Origin of the sequence: Haemophilus haemolyticus (assembly GCF_001679045.1) — a bacterium.
Lineage (GTDB): Bacteria > Pseudomonadota > Gammaproteobacteria > Enterobacterales > Pasteurellaceae > Haemophilus > Haemophilus haemolyticus.
The window spans coordinates 131,838-151,110 of record NZ_LYCK01000013.1 but is presented as its reverse complement, the minus strand read 5'-3'; the positions used below and the strand labels follow the sequence as shown (position 1 = coordinate 151,110).

Below are 19,273 nucleotides of genomic sequence, written 5' to 3'. Positions count from 1 at the left end.
CCATGAGCTTTAAAGAAATTTTAGAAATCTTACCCACAATCGATCATTTAACCGGTTTAAATGTGATAGATGGTGAAACGGTTATCCACAACATTCCAGCCATACCCGGTAAATTAGGTTCGCTTCGCCTTTATAATGCATTGGCTGAAAAATTTAACGGGAAATTAAACTACACTTCCGCACAACAAGGTGTTGAATGGTTTGCTGAACACGTCGAAGATGCAAAAGCGAATCCAGGCAAGCACCCAAACATTGATTTACTATTTAAAGTGATTGATGAAAATCTTAATTTAACCCTGATTCCACGTTGCTAATTAATCAGAATTATTTAGAATAATTGAACTTCTGATTGGTAAAACCTGTCTTATTAACAAATTGGTTCAATAAGATAGCTTATTGTGCTATAACTAAGTACATTGATTGGCAAAAGCCAAAATAAAGAAGGGAAACGATGGATAAAGAAACACAAATGATGTTAGTTCCTCAAGGCAGTATCGAAGGTTATATTCGTGCGGCAAATGAATATCCGATGCTGACCGCAGAGGAAGAAAAGGAATTGGCTGAACGTTTGTATTATCACGAGGATTTAGATGCCGCGAAAAAACTCATTTTGTCGCATCTGCGTTTCGTGATCCATGTTGCGCGTGGCTATTCTGGCTATGGTTTGCCACAAGCTGACTTAATCCAAGAAGGCAATATCGGCTTAATGAAAGCTGTTAAACGTTTTAACCCTGAAGTTGGTGTACGTTTGGTGTCATTTGCTGTGCATTGGATTAAAGCAGAGATCCACGAATATGTTCTTCGTAACTGGCGTATCGTAAAAGTCGCAACCACGAAGGCTCAACGTAAATTATTTTTCAACCTACGCAAAACTAAACAACGTTTAGGCTGGTTTAATGAAAATGAAGTTGATATCGTGGCAAATGAATTGGGTGTTTCCAAAGAAGATGTGATCGAAATGGAATCGCGTATGAGCGGTGCCGATGTAGGTTTTGATTTACCTACTGATGATGCAGAAACAGAGACCTATTCTCCAGCCCTTTATTTGGAAGATAAAAGTTCTAATTTCGCTGCAGAGCTGGAAAATGAAAACTTTGAAAGCCAAGCAACCGAGCAATTAGGTGCAGCGCTACAAAGTCTAGATGCGCGTAGTCAGGATATTATCAAAGCTCGTTGGCTAGATGATAACAAAGCAACATTACACGACTTAGCGGCAAAATATAATGTCTCTGCGGAACGTATCCGTCAATTAGAAACCAATGCACTGAAAAAATTAAAAAGTGCGGTGAGTTTTTAAATAATTTGGAAAAAGAAAACCTGCTAATTAGCAGGTTTTTATTTATCATTTAAACGTAATTTCAAATCTTCAGCAGTTTGGCAAGTTTTAATCTTATCAAACACTTGGTTCGCTTCATCATATTCCTTATTCAAATAACGTAACCACTGTTTAATTCGTGCCACATGGTAAAAACCGCTGTCATATTCATTTTCGACATTAGCATATTTTTGCAAGATTTTTTGAATATCGTACCAAGGCATTTTTTCTGCATTGGATTTCAGAACATGGCTTAAATTCGGAATATTTAACGCGCCTCGTCCTACCATTAAATCCTGAGAACCTGTTTGGGATAAGCAATCTTGCCCATCTTGCCAATGCCAAATTTCTCCGTTAGCAATAACAGGAATGGATAAACGCTCTCGGACTTCGCCAATTTTTTTCCAATTAATTCGATCAGCACGATAACCATCGGCTTTTGTGCGGCCATGAACTGTAATTTCTGTTGCACCGCCCTGCTCTACCGCATCAGCGATTTCAAAAGCTTGAGAAATATCATCCCAACCTAACCGCACTTTTACACTAACGGGGAATTCACTTGGCACGGCTTGGTGTAAGGCTTGAGTTGCACGATAAATCAATTCAGGCTGTTTCAATAATGCCGCACCGCCATTGCTGCCATTCACAGTTTTAGAGGGGCAACCACAATTTAAATCAACGCCATGAGAACCAAGATCGATCGCACGAATAGCATTTTCAGCAAGGCATTCTGGATGCTGCCCTAGCAACTGTACTCGCACAGGCGTGCCAGAAGAAGTAAAGCCCTGATTTTTTAATTCAGGGCATAAACGATAAAATACTTTTTCAGGAAGAAGTTGATCAACTACGCGAACAAATTCTGTTATACATAAATCGTAGTCATTCACTTCGGTGAGAAGTTGGCGTACAAAGGGATCTAAAACCCCTTGCATAGGCGCAAGAATAACACGCACTATTTCCAGCCTTTTGCTTTACAAATTAAATCGTAAGCAGCTTGAATCTGTTGAGTTTTTTCTTTTGCCATTTCCATCATTTCTGGCGGTAAACCTTTCGCCACGAGTTTATCTGGATGGTGTTCATTCATTAAACGACGATAAGCACGCTTAACCGTGTTTTGCTCGTCGGACTCAGTCACACCCAATACTTTATAGGCATCATTTAACGTTGGGCCAGAAGCATGTTGGTAACCACCACTATTTTGTTGGTGATATTGGTAGCCACCTTGATAGGCACCTTGTTGATATTGCTGATAAAAACCGCCTTGAGTAAAAGCTCTAGCAGCCATTTCCATCGCAATCATTTGTTCAAATTGCATACGAGAAAGACCAAGTTCTTCAGCGATCACATAAAGCACTTCTTTCTCATTTTCGTGAAGTTCTGAATCGGCAAAAGCCGCTTGAACTTGCACTTGTAAGAACATTCGCAATAAATCAGCACGTTGCCCACAGCCAATGCGAAATTCACGTATAACTTGACGAATTGGGAAATCAGGCTCTTTACCACGACGAAACGCATCTTGCGCTAATTTACGCCCCGCATCATCCAGTTTAAGCTGAATCATTAATTGATTAGCTAATTGGATATCTTCTTCTGTTACACGCCCTTTCGATTTGCTTAAATGCCCTAACACCGCAAAGGTGGTTTGCATAAACAAGTCTTGACGCGTTGTTTTCTTTTTAAAGAAACTAGAACTTACTGAACCAAGTTCATACAATTTTTTATCTGCGATGGAACCTAAAATAAGTCCAGCTATCGCACCAAAAAATCCACCAACTTTCCAACCTAAAAATACGCCTATAATTTTTCCAATAAATCCCATTCTTTCCCCTGTTAAGTCAAAGTGCGGTTATTTTTATAATGATGACAAAAATTTATTTCTCAAGTTTTATACGCCAAATTCGGCACGATAAGCACGCATTTCTGGCAAATGGCTACTGTATCGAGGATCTTGTTCGATAAATTGCATCAAATCATCTAAATCAATGATAGATAACACTTGGCATTGATAATCACGTTCAACTTCTTGAATTGCTGAAAGCTCGCCTTTTCCTCGTTCTTTACGGTTTAGAGCGATCAATACTGCCGCAAGCTCTGCCTTATTTGCACTGATTAATTCCATAGATTCACGGATCGCAGTACCAGCCGTAATCACGTCATCCACAAGCAAAATTTTTCCTTGCAATGGGCTACCAATTAAATTGCCGCCCTCTCCGTGATCTTTCACTTCTTTGCGATTAAAACACACGGGTTTATCAATACCATAACGATTAAATAACGCCACCGAAACTGAAGTGCCAATTGGAATACCTTTGTAAGCAGGGCCAAAAACAACATCAAAATCTACCGCACTTGCCTGAATTGCCGCAGCATAGAACTCGCCTAAACGCGCTAAATCTGCCCCCGTATTGAACAAACCCGCATTGAAGAAATACGGACTTTTACGCCCCGATTTCAAAGTAAACTCTCCGAATTTCAATACATTTCGGCTTAAAGCAAATTCGATAAAATCGCGTTTATATTGTTCCATTTTTTAACCCCTATAAACTGTGTTTATAAGCCTAGCGCTTCGCGTTGAGCGGTGAAAATTTGATGACAACCTTGTTTCGCTAAATCTAATAATGTTAATAATTCTTCATGGCTAAATGGCTCACCTTCTGCGGTGCCTTGCACCTCAATCATGCGACCATCTTCCATCACCACAACATTCATATCGGTTTCCGCGGCAGAATCTTCCACGTATTCCAAATCACAAACAGCTTGACCATCAACAATCCCTACAGAAATTGCCGAAACTAGCCCTTTAATTGGGTTAGTTTTTAACGTGCCATTCTCAATTAAACCATTGATCGCATCACATAATGCGACTGCAGCACCAGTAATGGATGCAGTTCGTGTGCCGCCATCTGCTTGAATAACATCGCAATCTAAAGTAATCGCACGTTCGCCAAGTGCTTTAAGATCCACCATTGCGCGCAAAGAGCGGGCAATTAAGCGTTGAATTTCCATTGTACGTCCACCTTGTTTACCTTTAGCCGCTTCACGTTGCATACGACTATGTGTTGAACGTGGCAACATTCCATATTCAGCCGTGACCCAACCTTGCCCTTGTCCTTTTAAGAAACGTGGTACAGCATCTTCCACTGTTGCAGTACAAAGCACTTTGGTATCACCAAATTCAACAAGCACAGAACCTTCAGCATGCTTGGTGTAGTTACGGGTAATTTTAATTTGGCGGGGTTGATTATTTTCTCGATTATTTGGACGCATAATTATTCCTTGATATGGTTTAGAACGATGTAATAAAAAAGCGCACTATTCTAGCACGCTTTAGTTTTCATTATTGGGTAGTTTTTTCAAAGTCACGAATTTTATGAAAAGTTTCGTTTAAATCTGCCGCAAAATTAATTTTTTGAATATCTGGCGAAGAATTATATTTAACTAACATTCTCAACGGTTGGAATTGCATATTGCACAAGTAAAGTTGCTGATGGGGCAACATATGTTGAACAAATCGAGTAAGCGCATGAATTCCACCAGCATCAAGCACGGTCACTGCATCACATTGCAGCACAACATGTCGGATTTCGTGATCGGTATGAACCGTTCTATCATGCAAATCCGCAAATAATTTATCCGCAGCAGCAAAGAAAAGCGGACCGCTAATTCGGTAAACCAAAACGTCATCTAAATCTTCAGGCGCATTGTGTTCAATGGCTTTTGTCATCTCAGCAATCGTCCGAATAAACAAGAGGCTTGCAAGCAACACTCCGACACTAATCGCAATCACCATATCAAACAATACGGTCAAAATAAGACAAGTCAGCAACATCGCCATTTCATTTTTGCCTGAACGGCGAGCAAGGTGAATAATATCGTGCACACTCGCCATATTCCACGCCACCACCAACAACAAAGCAGCCATCGATGACAAAGGCAAATAAGAAAGGGCTTGCGAAAACAAAAGTAAAGCGAACAAAACAAGTATTGCGTGCACAACACTTGATATTGGCGATACCGCCCCTGATTTCACATTAGCTGCAGAACGAGCAATCGCAGCTGTTGCCGTAATCCCGCCAAAAAACGGAGAAATGATATTCCCTAAGCCTTGCGCTAATAACTCGTTATTAGAGTGATGTTTAGTATCTGTCATATTATCTAAAATCACTGCACAAAGAAGTGATTCGATTGCGCCCAATACCGCCATTGAAAAAGCAGCAGGTAACAAAGCTTGTAAGCTATTAAAATCCCAATGAATTAATTGACCTTGCGCATCAGGAATATTCCACGGCAGAGAAAAATCTGGCAATACATTAGGAATCCCATGACCAATGGAACCATCAGGCAAAGTATATTGAAATGCAGAGCCAATCGTCGCCACCTCAAAACCAACATGCTGTAATGCTAGAGCTAAAATCGTGCCAATAATCACTGCAGGTAAATGCCCTGGCACTGCCAAACGCAATTTATGCCATTGAGTCAGGACTAATAGTGTTACCACTCCAACCGCTGCATTCGCCCAATTTATCGTAGGAAGTGCGGTAAAAATTGTTTGAATTTTTTCAAGATAATGCGCAGGCATTTTTTCTATGGAAAGCCCCAAAAAATCCTTAATCTGCAAAGTACCAATAGTAATCCCAATCCCACAAGTAAAACCTAAGGTGACGGGCAAAGGAATATATTCAATTAAACGCCCTAGACGAAATAACGCCATCAACACTAAAATGAGCCCCGAAAGCAACGTTGCCATCAAAAGACCGCTTAGCCCAAATTGCTGGGTAACAGGGTAAAGAATCACAACAAAAGCGGCAGTAGGCCCAGATATATTAAAGCGAGAACCACCCGTCAGCGCGATAACGATACCCGCAATAATTGCCGTATAAAGACCATGTTGTGGCGGTACACCACTCGCAATCGCCAAAGCCATGGAAAGCGGAATCGCAATCACCCCAACGGTCAACCCTGAAATAATGTCGCGAAGCAGCGATTTTTTCGAATAACCTAAACGAAAAGAATCTTTCAGCGCGCTAAAAGGTTTTACAGCTAAAAAAACATTTTTAGAAAATAACGCTTTAATATGCATAAAAAAACTACAAACGATAAATAAAGTGCGGTTATTCTAGCGAAACTTTTAAAAGTTTTTTATGTTCTAGCGCAAAAAACTTGACTAAACTGGAGCAAATCTTTATAGTTTGCGCACCTTTTACGGTGAGATGTCCGAGTGGTTGAAGGAGCACGCCTGGAAAGCGTGTATGTGGGAAACTGCATCAAGGGTTCGAATCCCTTTCTCACCGCCATCCTAATTTTATTCCCTAATCATTCCCCTTTTCTTTCTTCTTCAAATTCAGTTTTTTATTCTAATTATTTTTGTTATTACGCTCATTGAATTTTTTCATCAATGCAGTAAACTAGCCACCGATTTTTAATCACCTTTCTTTTCACTTTAAATGTTACCCGCGAGTAACAAAAGGACACATCATGACAAACAAAGTAAACAGTTATGGCTGGAAAGCCTTAATTGGCTCTGCCGTCGGCTATGCAATGGACGGTTTCGATCTTCTCATTTTAGGTTTCATGCTTAGTGCAATTTCTTCTGACTTAAATCTAACACCCGCACAAGGTGGATCTCTCGTAACTTGGACTCTGATTGGTGCCGTATTTGGCGGCATTTTATTTGGTGCATTAAGCGATAAATACGGTCGTGTACGCGTACTGACTTGGACCATTCTTCTCTTTGCGGTGTTTACTGGTTTATGTGCGATTGCACAAGGTTATTGGGACTTACTGATTTATCGCACAATTGCTGGCATTGGCTTAGGTGGTGAATTTGGAATTGGAATGGCTCTTGCAGCAGAAGCATGGCCCGCACGTCACCGAGCTAAAGCAGCGTCTTATGTTGCATTAGGTTGGCAAGCTGGTGTATTAGGTGCCGCATTACTTACACCATTATTGCTCCCGCATATTGGCTGGCGAGGAATGTTCTTGGTAGGCATCTTCCCTGCATTTGTCGCTTGGTTCTTACGTTCTCATCTGCACGAACCCGAAATTTTCACTCAAAAACAAACCGCACTTTCAACGCAATCCAGTTTTACTGATAAATTACGTTCATTCCAGCTTCTTATTAAAGATAAAGCCACGAGCAAAATTAGCCTTGGTATCGTCGTACTCACCTCTGTACAAAACTTCGGTTATTACGGCATTATGATTTGGTTACCTAATTTCTTATCAAAACAACTTGGATTCAGTTTAACTAAATCTGGGCTTTGGACAGCCGTTACCGTCTGCGGCATGATGGCTGGCATTTGGATTTTCGGACAACTCGCTGACCGCATCGGACGCAAACCAAGTTTCTTACTTTTCCAATTAGGCGCAGTGATAAGTATCGTGGTTTACTCACAACTTACCGATCCTGACATCATGCTTCTTGCTGGGGCATTTTTAGGTATGTTTGTGAACGGAATGATGGGCGGTTACGGTGCATTGATGGCGGAAGCCTACCCAACAGAAGCTCGAGCAACAGCACAAAACGTACTTTTCAATATTGGTCGTGCCGTAGGGGGATTTGGACCTGTAGTTGTGGGAGCCGTCGTACTCGCCTACTCTTTCCAAACGGCCATCGCCCTACTTGCGATTATCTACGTAATTGATATGTTAGCGACAATTTTCTTAATCCCTGAATTAAAAGGTAAAGCCTTAGACTAAGAAAATATAAAAGATAAAAATGCTCGCCAAGTGCGAGCATTTTTTATGAAATAAAAGGAAGTAATTTTGAGGATACTTGTTCAGCTGAAATCTCTTTCATTGAACTTGCCGATAAATAATGCTGATTTTTACCATAACAGCCAATCAATTTAGGATCCGTTGCGCCATAAAGCGTAATATTGGGCTTATCCAAAGCGGCAGTTAAATGCGCCAAACCTGTATCCACTGATACGACAGCTTTTGCATTCGCAAGCTGTTTTGCAAGTTCCGTTAAAGTTAACTTCGGCAACACGAGTACATTAGAATGAGCTTGGGCCAAACGCTCTGCTCGCGCTTTTTCTTGTTCATTTCCCCAAGGTAAGCGAATTTCGTAATCAGAAAGTGCGGTAATTTTTTCAATCAATTTTTGCCACTCTAATTCTTCCCAATGCTTATCTGCCCGAGTTGTAGAATGAATGAATACCACATAGTTTTGTTCTGAAGTTTGATGAAGAAAATGGCGAGCAATACCATAATCGCCCTGAACCTGAGGTAATTCATAACCTAAACTCTGGGCAAAAAGCTGACGAATTCGTTCCACCGCATGCTGTTGATAAGAAATGGCATATTTTTTATCGTAGAAAAAAGACGCTAACGGCTCTCGAATACTTTGACGATCATAGCCATGTTTCATACCTTGAGCGAAATGAGTTGCAAATAAAGCACTTTTAATGAGCCCTTGTGCATCAATTACCGCATCATAGTTTTCGGCCTGCAACAAAGTGCGGTAATTTTTCCACTCATTTCTTGTTTGAATGGAAAAAGGCGATTTACGCCAACGGCGCAAAGCAATAGGAATCACGCGATTTACGGCGGAGTGCCAACGTGGAATTTCTGCAAAGTTTTCTTCCACCACCCAATCAATGCTTAAACTAGGGATCGCCTTTTGTGCATCAGTCAAGGCGGGCAAAGTGTGGATAACATCCCCCATAGAGGAAGTCTTAATCACGCATACTTTCATTTAATTAAACTTCTTCCCCAGTGCATAATCCCAAGCCCAGATACGGCTAAAATGCCCCCAATAATTAAGGAGGAATCCACCTGTTCATTCAACCAAACGGCTGAAAATAAAATGCCTAAAATTGGCACAAGAATAATGTAACCCGAGGCATTGCCTGCCCCTAAGTGTTTCACACCATCAAAATACCATGCATAAGCCAATACCGTTGCACCAAATGCAAGACCAAGTAAACTAAACCATTGCGATCCATTTAATTGAAATACGGTTGCCCAATCTTCCGCACTTTCCGTCCATAATGCTGCCAACGTCAGCATGAAAAAACCAAAAGTAGAAGAAATCGTGGTAGCGGTGAGAGAATCAATTCCGATTAATACTTTACGAGCCAATAAAGTATAAGCAACCCAGCAAACTAAAGCACAAAGCAATAACATTTGACCGAATCCAAAATTTTGTAAGAGATTAGTTGGATTCCCTTTTGTCATGGCTAACAAAGAACCGCTAATGGCAATAATCATCCCTAATACAACCCAGCGATTCCATTTTTCTTTAAATAATAAAATAGCAAAAAACATCGTAAAGACAGGATTAGAGGCAACGACCATCGTTCCTTGCCCTGCTGGAACATATTTCAAACCCCAAATAAAGAAAGTCGAATAACCAAAGATCCCAAGCAAAGCCGTTAACAACAACCCCACCCATTGATTAGGTCGCAGTTGTTTAGCATATTTGAAACGATTCGCCGCATATAGCCAAATAATGAGTGGAATAATGGCGAAAAAAAAGCGCACGCTTGAAGCAATAAATGTCGGCATAGCTTGGGCAACCACTCGTCCCCAAGGCCAAGAGGCTCCCCATAAAATCACCATTCCAATTAATTGTAAATGTATGCGTAGAGGGTTCATTTTGCTAATAATGCCTCTAATTTTTCTAATGCCATTTCCGGCGTAATATCAATCAAACTTTGATGATACCCTTCCGAGCTATCTGTACTTTTACGCACCTTAATTAAATCGCCTTCAATTAAGCGAATAATCACGGCGTTATCTGATAATGGTGGCGTATAAGTTGGGCTAGTTGGGCCATAAAGTGCAACCAATGGACGGTCTGTCGCAGCGGCAATATGCATTAAGCCGCTGTCATTACTCACCACTCCTGTGCAGTTAGCAATTAAATCCACAGCTTGATTCAGGTTAGTTTGCCCCGCTAAATTTAAACAAAATGATTGTAGCTCGGCTGGTAATACATTGCGGATTTGCTCTCCTGCTTCCACATCTTTTGGTGAACCAAATAATTCTACTGCGTAGCCTTTTTCAATCAGCATTTCTGCTAACTTAGCATAATGATAATGCGGCCAACGTTTAGCCGGACCAAATTCAGCTCCAGGACAAAAACCAATAATTGGACGCTCGCCTAAAAGTGCGGTTTGTTTTTCAAAGTTTTTTAAGGTTTCCGCTTGCTGAGTGGGAGCAACGGTTAAATAAGGTTTTAGAACAGGAATATCAGCCGCTTTCGGTACCGCATTTTGCTCAAAAGCTAACGCGACATAACGTTGCACCATCATAGGATAATCACGTTTGTTATTGCGTAAATCGTTAAGCAAGAAATAACGGCTCTCCCCTTTCCAGCCACGACGCACAGCAATTTTTGCAAAAGCGGGAATGAACGCAGACTTCAAGGAGTTTGGTAACACAATCGCCATATCATATTGATTGCGCAATGCCTTACCTAAACGATAACGTTCACACAAGGCAAACTTGCCGTGTCCAAGCGGCATTTCAATAGCATGACGCACTTCTGGCATACGGGCTAAAAGCGGTTTGCACCAATTGGGTGCCATCACATCAATTTGGCAATTTGGATATTGCTGTTTGAGTTGTTGATACAAACTGTGCGACATCATCATATCGCCGACCCAAGATGGGCCGATAATTAAAATATTCATGCTTGACCTTATAACAAAAGTGCGGCTAAAAATAAGACTAATTTTAACCGCACTTTATTCATTTTCTAGTATTGAACGACATTATTTGTTCAATATTTTTATTTATTTAACCACGCCATGTATTCAGCCACACCTTCCGAGACAGTTTTAAATGGTTTGTCGTAGCCAGTTGCGCGAAGTTTCGTTAAATCTGCTTGCGTATATTCTTGATAGCGAGATTTCAAATGCTCTGGGAATGGAATGGTTTCCACTGCGCCTTTACCGTGGAATTTAATCACCGCTTTCGCCACTTCAGCGAAAGATTCAGCATTACCAGTACCACAGTTGAAGATACCTGAAATGCCATTTTGCCAGCACCAAATGTTCACTTGTGCCACATCACCCACATAAACGAAATCACGGCGGAAGTGTTCGCTGCCTGCAAATAATTTTGGATTTTCGCCTTTTAAGATTTGGTTATTCAAGTGGAATGCTACACTCGCCATAGAACCTTTATGATTTTCACGCGGCCCGTAAACATTGAAATAACGGAAACCACATACTGGCGATTTTGCTTCAGGCAAAATGTTGCGCACATATTGGTCGAACAAAAATTTAGAATAGCCATAAACATTTAACGGGCCTTCAAATTCACGTTCTTCACGGAATACTTTGGTATCACCATAAGTTGCTGCGCTTGAGGCATAGAAAAAAGGAATTTCGCGGTCAAGGCAATAATGTAACAACTCTTTAGAATATTCGTAGTTGTTGTGCATAATGTATTTGCCATCCCATTCCGTAGTCGCAGAACATGCCCCCTCGTGGAATACCGCATCAATATCACCAAATTCGTCGCCCGCGATAATAGAAGCAATGAAATCTTCTTTATCGCAATAATCTGCAATGTCTAAATCAACTAAATTTGCGAATTTTGTGCCATCTTTTAAGTTATCTACCACTAAAATATCTTTGCGCCCTAAATCATTTAACGCTTTGACAATATTGCTGCCAATAAAACCTGCACCACCTGTTACGATAATCATAATTCTGTCCTCTTTAAAATAAGTCTGCGTATTGTAATAGATTTTCTATCGCTTAGCCAAAAAACTCTGCGAAAAACAACCGCACTTTTAATCCCCAATAACTCGTGAGGCCTGTCGTAACAAGATCCATTTTGCCTTTACTCAATAGCACAATTGTGGGCGTCACATTAATTTTCCACCGTTCTGCAAATTCTCCTTTAGGATCATTAACCGTAGTGAAGTGGTAGTCATGCTTACTTAAATAATCATTTACGTCCGCCTCATTGCCTGAACGTAATGCCACCGATACAACTTGATAGCCTTCTTTCGCTAAAGAATTAATTGCTGGAGAAGTATAGCGACAATAACCACACCAAGTTCCCCAAAAATAAAGCAGCGTCGCTTTATTTTGGTCAAGACTTTCAAGAGAGAACGTATTCCCTTGAAGATCTTGTAACGTGATTTTATTTATTTCCTCTGGTACCACAGGACGACGAACAAAATCCAGTATGCTACTCATCACAATAAAAGTTAAAAAGAGGGATAATCCATTCTTAAGTAGTTTTTTAATCTTCATTTTCTTTATTCCTTATCTCATTGAGATGATTGTAATCAAGCATAAAAGCACAGTCAAAAACAAGGGATTTTTGCTACAATAGGTAAAACATAAATAAAGGAGGAAAATAATGACACCGAATCAACTTGCTCAATATATCGATCACACCACACTTACCGCAGAAAAAAATGAACAAGATATTTTGACACTCTGTAATGAAGCGATTGAACACGGATTTTATTCTGTATGTATCAATTCTGGTTATATTCCACTTGCTAAAGAAAAACTTGCTGGCTCAAATGTAAAAATTTGTACCGTAGTTGGCTTCCCTTTGGGTGCCAATTTAACCTCAGCCAAAGCATTTGAAACACAAGAATCTATTAAAGCGGGGGCAAATGAGATTGATATGGTGATTAATGTAGGTTGGATAAAATCGCAAAAATGGGATACAGTAAAACAAGATATTCAAGCGGTGTTTAATGCTTGTAATGGCACACCATTAAAAGTGATTTTAGAAACTTGTTTACTCACTAAAGATGAAATAGTGAAAGCCTGTGAAATTTGTAAAGAAATCGGTGTGGCTTTTGTTAAAACATCATCAGGCTTCAATAAAGGCGGCGCAACTGTAGAAGATGTTGCATTGATGAAACAAACGGTCGGCAATATTGGTGTTAAAGCATCAGGCGGTGTACGCGATACTGAAACCGCACTTGCGATGATTAAGGCGGGTGCGACTCGCATTGGTGCAAGCGCTGGCATTGCAATTATTAGCGGTACGCAAGATACCCAAAGCACTTACTAATCCTTTCATGCGTGGTATTCTCACCACGCGTTTTTACATATTCGACAATTTCTGCAACAAACGATCCATTGCTCGATAACCCAAAGCTTCCGCTAAGTGCGGTTGAGAAATTTGTTGTTCTCCTTGTAGATCGGCAATGGTTCGAGAAACTTTCAAAATACGATGGTAAGCCCGTACAGAAAGCCCCAGTTTATTCAGCGCATTTTCAAGGAAAAAGGCATCTTTATCACTTAACTTGCAATCACGCTCAATCTCTTTACTATTCAAATAAGCGTTAATTTTTCCCGCTCTTTCCATTTGAATCTCACGCACTTTTAACACTTTTTCACGAACTTGCGCGCTGGTTTCGCCACGATCGCCCGTATTTTGCAAGCTACCTTGTGGCAATAAAGGCACTTCAATAGACAAGTCAAAACGATCTAAAAATGGCCCTGAAAGTCGATTCAAATAACGCATAATTTGCTGTGGCGAAGTACGGTTATGTGTTCCAGTATAATGGCCTGTCGGGCTTGGATTCATCGCTGCCACTAATTGAAAACGAGCTGGAAATTGGATTTTGGCATTGGCACGAGAAATAATAATCTCACCACTTTCCAGAGGCTGACGTAGCGCATCCAATACTTTTCGTTCAAACTCTGGAAGTTCATCAAGAAAAAGTACGCCATTTGTTGCTAAGGATATTTCACCAGGTTTAGGGATCGTTCCGCCTCCCACTAAAGCCGGCATTGATGCACTATGATGTGGTGCGCGAAAAGGACGTTGTTTCCAATTATGAAAATTTAACTCGTTTTGAACTAAACTCGTTACAGATGCAGTTTCAATCGCTTCTAGATCGGTCATTTCAGGTAAAAGTCCTGTCAATCGGCTAGCTAACATGGTTTTCCCGGTACCCGGTGGACCAAGAAAGAGCAAATTATGCTGCCCAGCTGCGGCAATGGTCAATGCTCGTTTGGCGTGTTGTTGTCCGATAATATCCGTTAAATCTAATGTATTTTTACCCGAAAAATTTACCGCACTTTCTTTCACAATTTCAGTGGCAAGGGGTAATTTTTCCTGACCATTGAGAAATTGCACCACATCTAAAAGCGTTTGCGCAAAATAAGTATTTTGATCAGAAACGAGAGAAGCTTCATTCGCATTTTGCTTCGCGATAATTAACTCTCGCTTTGACTTTTGCGCTGCAAGAATAGCGGGGATTACACCATGTACGCCACGCAATTGGCCTGTAAGCGCAAGCTCAGCCACAAATTCAAATTGCTTTAAACGGCTCGCATCAAGCTGCTCCGATGCGGCTAAAATTCCGATGGCAATAGGCAAATCAAATCTTCCGCCTTCTTTCGGTAAATCTGCAGGTGCGAGATTCACTGTGATACGCTTGGCTGGGTATTTAAATTGTGCATTCATCAATGCACTACGCACCCGATCTTGCGCCTCTTTCACTGTTTTTTCGGGCAAACCAACAAGTGTAAATCCTGGTTTTCCGTTGCTTAAATGAACCTCAATAGTGACAAGCGGTGCTTGCACACCCATAGAAGCACGGCTGTAAACAATAGCAAGGGACATGATAATCCTTAAAGTGCGGTAAAAATGAAGACAGTTTTTGCACTATAAAAAAAGCACATAATGAAATCATTCATCATGTGCTTTTCTTGCGATCTAGATCGCAAAATTTACATTTTATTCCGAAAAAAGTGGCGAAAACCAAAAATCTAATTTCGCTGCAAGTTTATCAATACCAATTTTATTTTGTGCAGAAAAGGCTTCTACTTGAATATCGCCTTGGAATGGAAGAATCGCTTCGCGCACCATTTTTACTTGTTTACTACGTGCGCTTTGACTCAATTTATCGGCTTTAGTAAGCAACAAAAGTACTGGTAAATCTGCAGAAACCGCCCATTCAATCATTTGTTGGTCAAGATCTTTAAGTGGATGGCGAATATCCATCAATACAACCAATCCCGCCAAACATTCGCGTTTCTGCAAATATTCACCTAAGGATTTTTGCCATTGGATTTTCATTTGCTCTGGCACGGCAGCATAACCATAGCCCGGTAAATCTACCAATTTACAATTTGGTTCCACTTCAAATAAGTTGATTAATTGTGTGCGACCCGGCGTTTTTGAGGTGCGAGCTAAGCTTTTTTGATTAGTTAATGCATTAAGTGCGGTTGATTTTCCTGCATTTGAACGCCCCGCAAATGCAATTTCAATGCCGGTATCTTCAGGAATGGAACGAATATTCGGCGCACTCGTTAAAAAGTGAGTTTTATGGTAATTAAGTTTAATTTCAGACATAAGGATTCCTTTTAAAATTGCGCTTAGAATAGCATAAATGGAAAATTTCCTGAAATTATGTCAAAATTTGCGCCAAAATTATAACCAATTCATGGCAATTCAGATGACAACAAAAACAACTTACCAATGGCCTCAATCTAAGGATATTTATCCATATCGACCAGGGCGTTTTGATGCACCAAAACATTGGCGTTATAACTTACGTAGCTTTTTAAATCGTGGTTCAATTCGTCGCTTTGAGAAATTTATCAATCAACATCCTTTTCTCGTCGATATTTTTAATACGCACTTGGATTATAGTTATCCCGTTGCTTGTCGTTTTCTGGATAAACGCTTCACAACGTTTTGATGCTGTTTGTGATAACCTTTTATTTTTACCCAAAAAACTTACCGCACTTTCTACGCCGTTATGGGAAAAACCATTAAGTTTTGGCGAGGTCATTCCTGATTTTAAAATGACATTAAGCATGACAACCCATCAACCAATGGAGGGATATTGGGTATTGGAGCTATGGCATAAACCAAGAAATGAATTAGTCTATTTACTTACTTTTGCCAAATTAGGCGATGCTCTACTCATTGCTGTTGTACAAGGGCCAAATTTTGAAGGCTCAAAGGAAATGGTGAAACAACTAACCAAATCATGCCACGGCTTGCGCCCCGCCTATTTAATGGTTGAAACCATGAAATCGCTCACAAAAATTCTAGGCTACGATAAATTGCTTGGCATTCCGCAAAAATACCAAAATAAATCTCGCTTCATCCAAAGCAAACAATATACGGTGGACTATGATGCAATTTTTGGCGAATCGGGTGGAGAATTAAAAGATTACTGGGAATTGCCTTTAGAAATGGATAAAAATTTGGATGATATTCCAAGTAAAAAACGTTCCATGTATCGTAAACGCTATGCCATGTTAGATGAAATAACCCTCGCTATAAAAGACGCTCTCAATCTTTAAAACAATGGCGCAGTTCAACGCCTGCGCCTATTTTTTCTATCGAAAAATTTTTCCTTTTAAGATTAAATTTATGCTATCGTAGCCGACATTATTCATTCCATTTCACTCGAATAGGAGATACAAATGACAACTCAATTAGATTCACTTCGTCAAATGACCGTTGTGGTCGCAGACACCGGCGATATCGACGCGATTAAAAAATATCAACCACAAGATGCGACTACTAACCCATCATTAATTCTAAGCGCATCTGCACTTCCACAATATGCGCCATTAATTGATGAAGCGGTAGCTTATGCAAAAGCTCAAAGCAATGATAAAGCACAACAACTTATTGATGCAGAAGATAAATTAGCGGTAAACATTGGTTTAGAAATTTTAAAAATCGTTCCGGGACGTATTTCTACTGAAGTGGATGCTCGTCTTTCTTACAACACACAAGCAACGGTTGAAAAAGCGCGTAAATTAATCGCACTTTATAATGCAGCAGGCATTTCAAACGACCGTATTTTGATTAAAATTGCTTCAACATGGCAAGGTATCCGAGCTGCAGAAATCCTTGAAAAAGAAGGCATTAACTGTAACTTAACCTTATTATTCTCTGAAGCGCAAGCTCGTGCTTGTGCAGAAGCAGGCGTTTACTTAATTTCGCCATTTGTAGGTCGTATTTTAGACTGGTACAAAGCAAACTCCGACAAAAAAGAATATGCGCCAGCAGAAGACCCAGGCGTTATTTCTGTTACCAAAATCTATAATTACTACAAAGAATATGGCTACAACACCGTTGTGATGGGCGCGAGCTTCCGTAATGTAGGTGAAATTACTGAACTTGCAGGTTGCGATCGTTTAACCATTGCACCGGCATTACTGAAAGAATTGCAAGAAAATTCAACCGCACTTGTACGCAAACTAGAATACAAAGGCGAAGTAAAAGCAAAACCACAACCATTAACAGAAGCTGAGTTCTACTGGCAACATAACAGCGATGCTATGGCTGTTGAAAAATTAGCAGATGGTATTCGTAAGTTTGCTGTTGACCAAGAAAAATTGGAAACCATGCTTTCAGCAAAACTTTAATCCATAATTCAATATAAAAAATAACCGCACTTTTGAGTAATCAAAGTGCGGTTATTTCTATTCAAGGACTGAATAATTCAGACCTATTTGTTTAATTTCGCTTTGTAAGTTGGGTTCATTAAGTTTTCTACAGAAAGAATGTCATCTAATTGTTCTTCTGTTAATAAACCTTTTTCTAACACAACTTCACGTACACCTTTACCGGTTTGAGCACAGATTTTACCCACTAAGTCGCCGTTGTGATGGCCAATAAATGGATTTAAGTAAGTCACAATACCGATTGAATTAAACACGTAGTTTTCACAAATTTCTTTGTTTACAGTGATGCCATCCACACATTTATCGCGTAAGTTCACACAAGCGTTCGTTAAGATATCAATAGATTCGAACATTGCTTGACCAATCACGGGTTCCATTACGTTTAATTGTAATTGACCTGCTTCAGATGCAAAAGTCACAGTGGTATCGTTACCAATTACTTTAAAGCATACTTGGTTCACCACTTCAGGAACAACTGGGTTTACTTTTGCAGGCATGATAGAAGAGCCCGCTTGTAATTCAGGTAAGTTAATTTCTTTAATACCAGCACGTGGACCAGAAGAAAGTAAACGTAAGTCATTACATACTTTAGAAAGTTTTACTGCAGTACGTTTTAATGCACCATGAACCATGACATAAGCGCCACAGTCAGATGTTGCTTCAATTAAGTTTTCTGCTGGTACGCAAGCTAATCCAGTTACTTCTGCAAGGTGTTTTACAACTAATTTAGTATAGCCTTGCGGGGTATTTAAACCTGTACCGATAGCTGTTGCACCAAGGTTTACTTCAAGGAGTAAATCTGCTGTACGTTTTAAGTTACGTACTTCTTCTTCAAGCAATACCGCGAAAGCTTTGAATTCTTGACCAACAGTCATTGGCACCGCATCTTGTAATTGGGTTCGACCCATTTTTAAGATGTTCGCAAACTCTTTTGCTTTATTATCAAAACCGTCGTGTAAATATTGAATTTTATCGATTAATTTTAAGATGCTGTTATACACTGCAATACGGAAACCGGTAGGATACGCATCGTTGGTTGATTGGCTTGCGTTAACGTGATCCATTGGGTTAATCACGTTATATTCGCCTTTTTTATGGCCAATTTTTTCAAGGGCAAGGTTAGCAACTACTTCATTGGTATTCATATTGACAGACGTACCTGCGCCACCTTGATATACGTCTGATGGGAATTGATCTAAGCATTTTCCAGTAGTAAGGATTTCATCACAAGCAGCCACAATCGCTTTTGCAATATCACTTGGAATTGCACCTAATTCACCATTGGCTAAAGCCGTTGCTTTTTTCACCATTACCATGCCACGTACAAACTCTGGTACGTCAGAAATGGTTACGTTAGAAATATTGAAATTTTCTACCGCTCTTAAGGTATGGATACCCCAGTATGCATCTGCTGGCACATCACGTTCACCTAATAAATCCACTTCTTTTCTGTATTGAGTCATTTTAATCACCTTTTTTGGTTGTTAATTAATTTGAGGTAATTATAGGAATTTACATAGAAAATAAATTTGACATGGATCACATTTCAAATAAGACGTATAAGAGATATTTTCATTTCTCGCAT

18 protein-coding genes, 1 tRNA gene and 1 pseudogene are annotated in these 19,273 nt (G+C 40.0%); 7 read left to right on the top strand and 13 right to left on the bottom strand.

Annotated features, from left to right (window positions below; all coding sequences use genetic code 11):
* Positions 1 to 2 precede the first annotated feature (2 nt).
* On the top strand, positions 3 to 314 hold the full coding sequence (locus tag A8M50_RS06400; RefSeq protein ID WP_005644351.1) for a DUF2322 family protein: 312 nt from the start codon (positions 3 to 5) through the stop codon (positions 312 to 314).
* 137 nt (positions 315 to 451) lie between these two features.
* Positions 452 to 1,297 (top strand): RNA polymerase sigma factor RpoH, encoded by an 846-nt coding sequence (rpoH, locus tag A8M50_RS06395; protein ID WP_005626842.1) that lies wholly within the window; start codon positions 452 to 454, stop codon positions 1,295 to 1,297.
* A 38-nt stretch (positions 1,298 to 1,335) separates the two neighbouring features.
* Here rpoH and dusC read toward each other — a convergent pair whose 3' ends face one another.
* From dusC to dauA, 5 genes are all read right to left on the bottom strand, one after another.
* A complete protein-coding gene (gene dusC / locus A8M50_RS06390; protein WP_005644390.1) occupies positions 1,336 to 2,268 on the bottom strand; it encodes a tRNA dihydrouridine(16) synthase DusC in 933 nt (310 codons plus the stop codon).
* On the bottom strand, positions 2,268 to 3,134 hold the full coding sequence (djlA, locus tag A8M50_RS06385) for a co-chaperone DjlA (protein WP_005644605.1): 867 nt from the start codon (positions 3,132 to 3,134) through the stop codon (positions 2,268 to 2,270). The genes dusC and djlA overlap by 1 nt, the downstream gene beginning before the upstream one ends.
* A gap of 66 nt (positions 3,135 to 3,200) precedes the next feature.
* Positions 3,201 to 3,842: an orotate phosphoribosyltransferase gene (pyrE, locus tag A8M50_RS06380; protein WP_005644452.1), complete on the bottom strand. Its 642-nt coding sequence runs from the start codon at positions 3,840 to 3,842 to the stop codon at positions 3,201 to 3,203.
* Between the two features lie 23 nt (positions 3,843 to 3,865).
* Positions 3,866 to 4,582, bottom strand: a complete 717-nt coding sequence (rph, locus tag A8M50_RS06375; RefSeq protein WP_005644547.1) for a ribonuclease PH — start codon at positions 4,580 to 4,582, stop codon at positions 3,866 to 3,868.
* A 70-nt stretch (positions 4,583 to 4,652) separates the two neighbouring features.
* Positions 4,653 to 6,395, bottom strand: coding sequence for a C4-dicarboxylic acid transporter DauA (gene dauA / locus A8M50_RS06370; RefSeq protein WP_005644372.1), 1,743 nt, complete (start codon positions 6,393 to 6,395; stop codon positions 4,653 to 4,655).
* 124 nt (positions 6,396 to 6,519) lie between these two features.
* Between dauA and A8M50_RS06365 the strand changes: the two genes are divergently transcribed.
* Positions 6,520 to 6,609 (top strand) — tRNA-Ser (locus A8M50_RS06365).
* Positions 6,610 to 6,790: 181 nt separating this feature from the next.
* The gene (locus tag A8M50_RS06360) at positions 6,791 to 8,014 is read left to right on the top strand and encodes an MFS transporter (protein ID WP_005644518.1); all 1,224 of its coding nucleotides are present in this window, start codon (positions 6,791 to 6,793) and stop codon (positions 8,012 to 8,014) included.
* 43 nt (positions 8,015 to 8,057) lie between these two features.
* On the opposite strand, the gene rfaC is transcribed toward A8M50_RS06360, so the two are convergent.
* From rfaC to A8M50_RS06335, 5 genes are all read right to left on the bottom strand, one after another.
* Entirely contained in the window at positions 8,058 to 9,014 is a 957-nt protein-coding gene (gene rfaC / locus A8M50_RS06355) for a lipopolysaccharide heptosyltransferase RfaC (protein ID WP_032826471.1), read from the bottom strand.
* Entirely contained in the window at positions 9,011 to 9,916 is a 906-nt protein-coding gene (locus tag A8M50_RS06350) for a DMT family transporter (RefSeq protein ID WP_005644509.1), read from the bottom strand. The genes rfaC and A8M50_RS06350 overlap by 4 nt, the downstream gene beginning before the upstream one ends.
* Positions 9,913 to 10,956: a lipopolysaccharide heptosyltransferase II gene (gene waaF, locus A8M50_RS06345; protein WP_005644357.1), complete on the bottom strand. Its 1,044-nt coding sequence runs from the start codon at positions 10,954 to 10,956 to the stop codon at positions 9,913 to 9,915. Before waaF ends, A8M50_RS06350 begins: the two co-directional genes overlap by 4 nt.
* A 98-nt stretch (positions 10,957 to 11,054) precedes the next feature.
* Positions 11,055 to 11,978 (bottom strand): ADP-glyceromanno-heptose 6-epimerase, encoded by a 924-nt coding sequence (rfaD, locus tag A8M50_RS06340; protein WP_005644527.1) that lies wholly within the window; start codon positions 11,976 to 11,978, stop codon positions 11,055 to 11,057.
* Between the two features lie 52 nt (positions 11,979 to 12,030).
* Positions 12,031 to 12,534, bottom strand: coding sequence for a protein disulfide oxidoreductase (locus A8M50_RS06335; protein WP_005644364.1), 504 nt, complete (start codon positions 12,532 to 12,534; stop codon positions 12,031 to 12,033).
* Between the two features lie 109 nt (positions 12,535 to 12,643).
* Between A8M50_RS06335 and deoC the strand changes: the two genes are divergently transcribed.
* Positions 12,644 to 13,315 (top strand): deoxyribose-phosphate aldolase, encoded by a 672-nt coding sequence (gene deoC, locus A8M50_RS06330; protein WP_005644576.1) that lies wholly within the window; start codon positions 12,644 to 12,646, stop codon positions 13,313 to 13,315.
* Positions 13,316 to 13,348: 33 nt separating this feature from the next.
* Here the strand turns inward: deoC and A8M50_RS06325 are convergent, their stop codons facing one another.
* Both A8M50_RS06325 and yihA read right to left on the bottom strand, forming a co-directional pair.
* The gene (locus A8M50_RS06325; protein WP_005644313.1) at positions 13,349 to 14,878 is read right to left on the bottom strand and encodes a YifB family Mg chelatase-like AAA ATPase; all 1,530 of its coding nucleotides are present in this window, start codon (positions 14,876 to 14,878) and stop codon (positions 13,349 to 13,351) included.
* A 114-nt stretch (positions 14,879 to 14,992) separates the two neighbouring features.
* Positions 14,993 to 15,610, bottom strand: coding sequence for a ribosome biogenesis GTP-binding protein YihA/YsxC (yihA, locus tag A8M50_RS06320; RefSeq protein WP_005644534.1), 618 nt, complete (start codon positions 15,608 to 15,610; stop codon positions 14,993 to 14,995).
* Positions 15,611 to 15,713: 103 nt separating this feature from the next.
* Between yihA and A8M50_RS06315 the strand changes: the two are divergent.
* Both A8M50_RS06315 and tal read left to right on the top strand, forming a co-directional pair.
* Positions 15,714 to 16,572, top strand: a pseudogene (locus tag A8M50_RS06315) (VirK/YbjX family protein).
* Positions 16,573 to 16,695: 123 nt separating this feature from the next.
* Complete coding sequence (gene tal / locus A8M50_RS06310; protein WP_005626807.1) at positions 16,696 to 17,649, top strand: transaldolase; 954 nt, start codon at positions 16,696 to 16,698, stop codon at positions 17,647 to 17,649.
* Positions 17,650 to 17,732: 83 nt separating this feature from the next.
* On the opposite strand, the gene aspA is transcribed toward tal, so the two are convergent.
* The gene (aspA, locus tag A8M50_RS06305; protein WP_005644377.1) at positions 17,733 to 19,151 is read right to left on the bottom strand and encodes an aspartate ammonia-lyase; all 1,419 of its coding nucleotides are present in this window, start codon (positions 19,149 to 19,151) and stop codon (positions 17,733 to 17,735) included.
* Between the last annotated feature and the right edge of the window lie 122 nt (positions 19,152 to 19,273).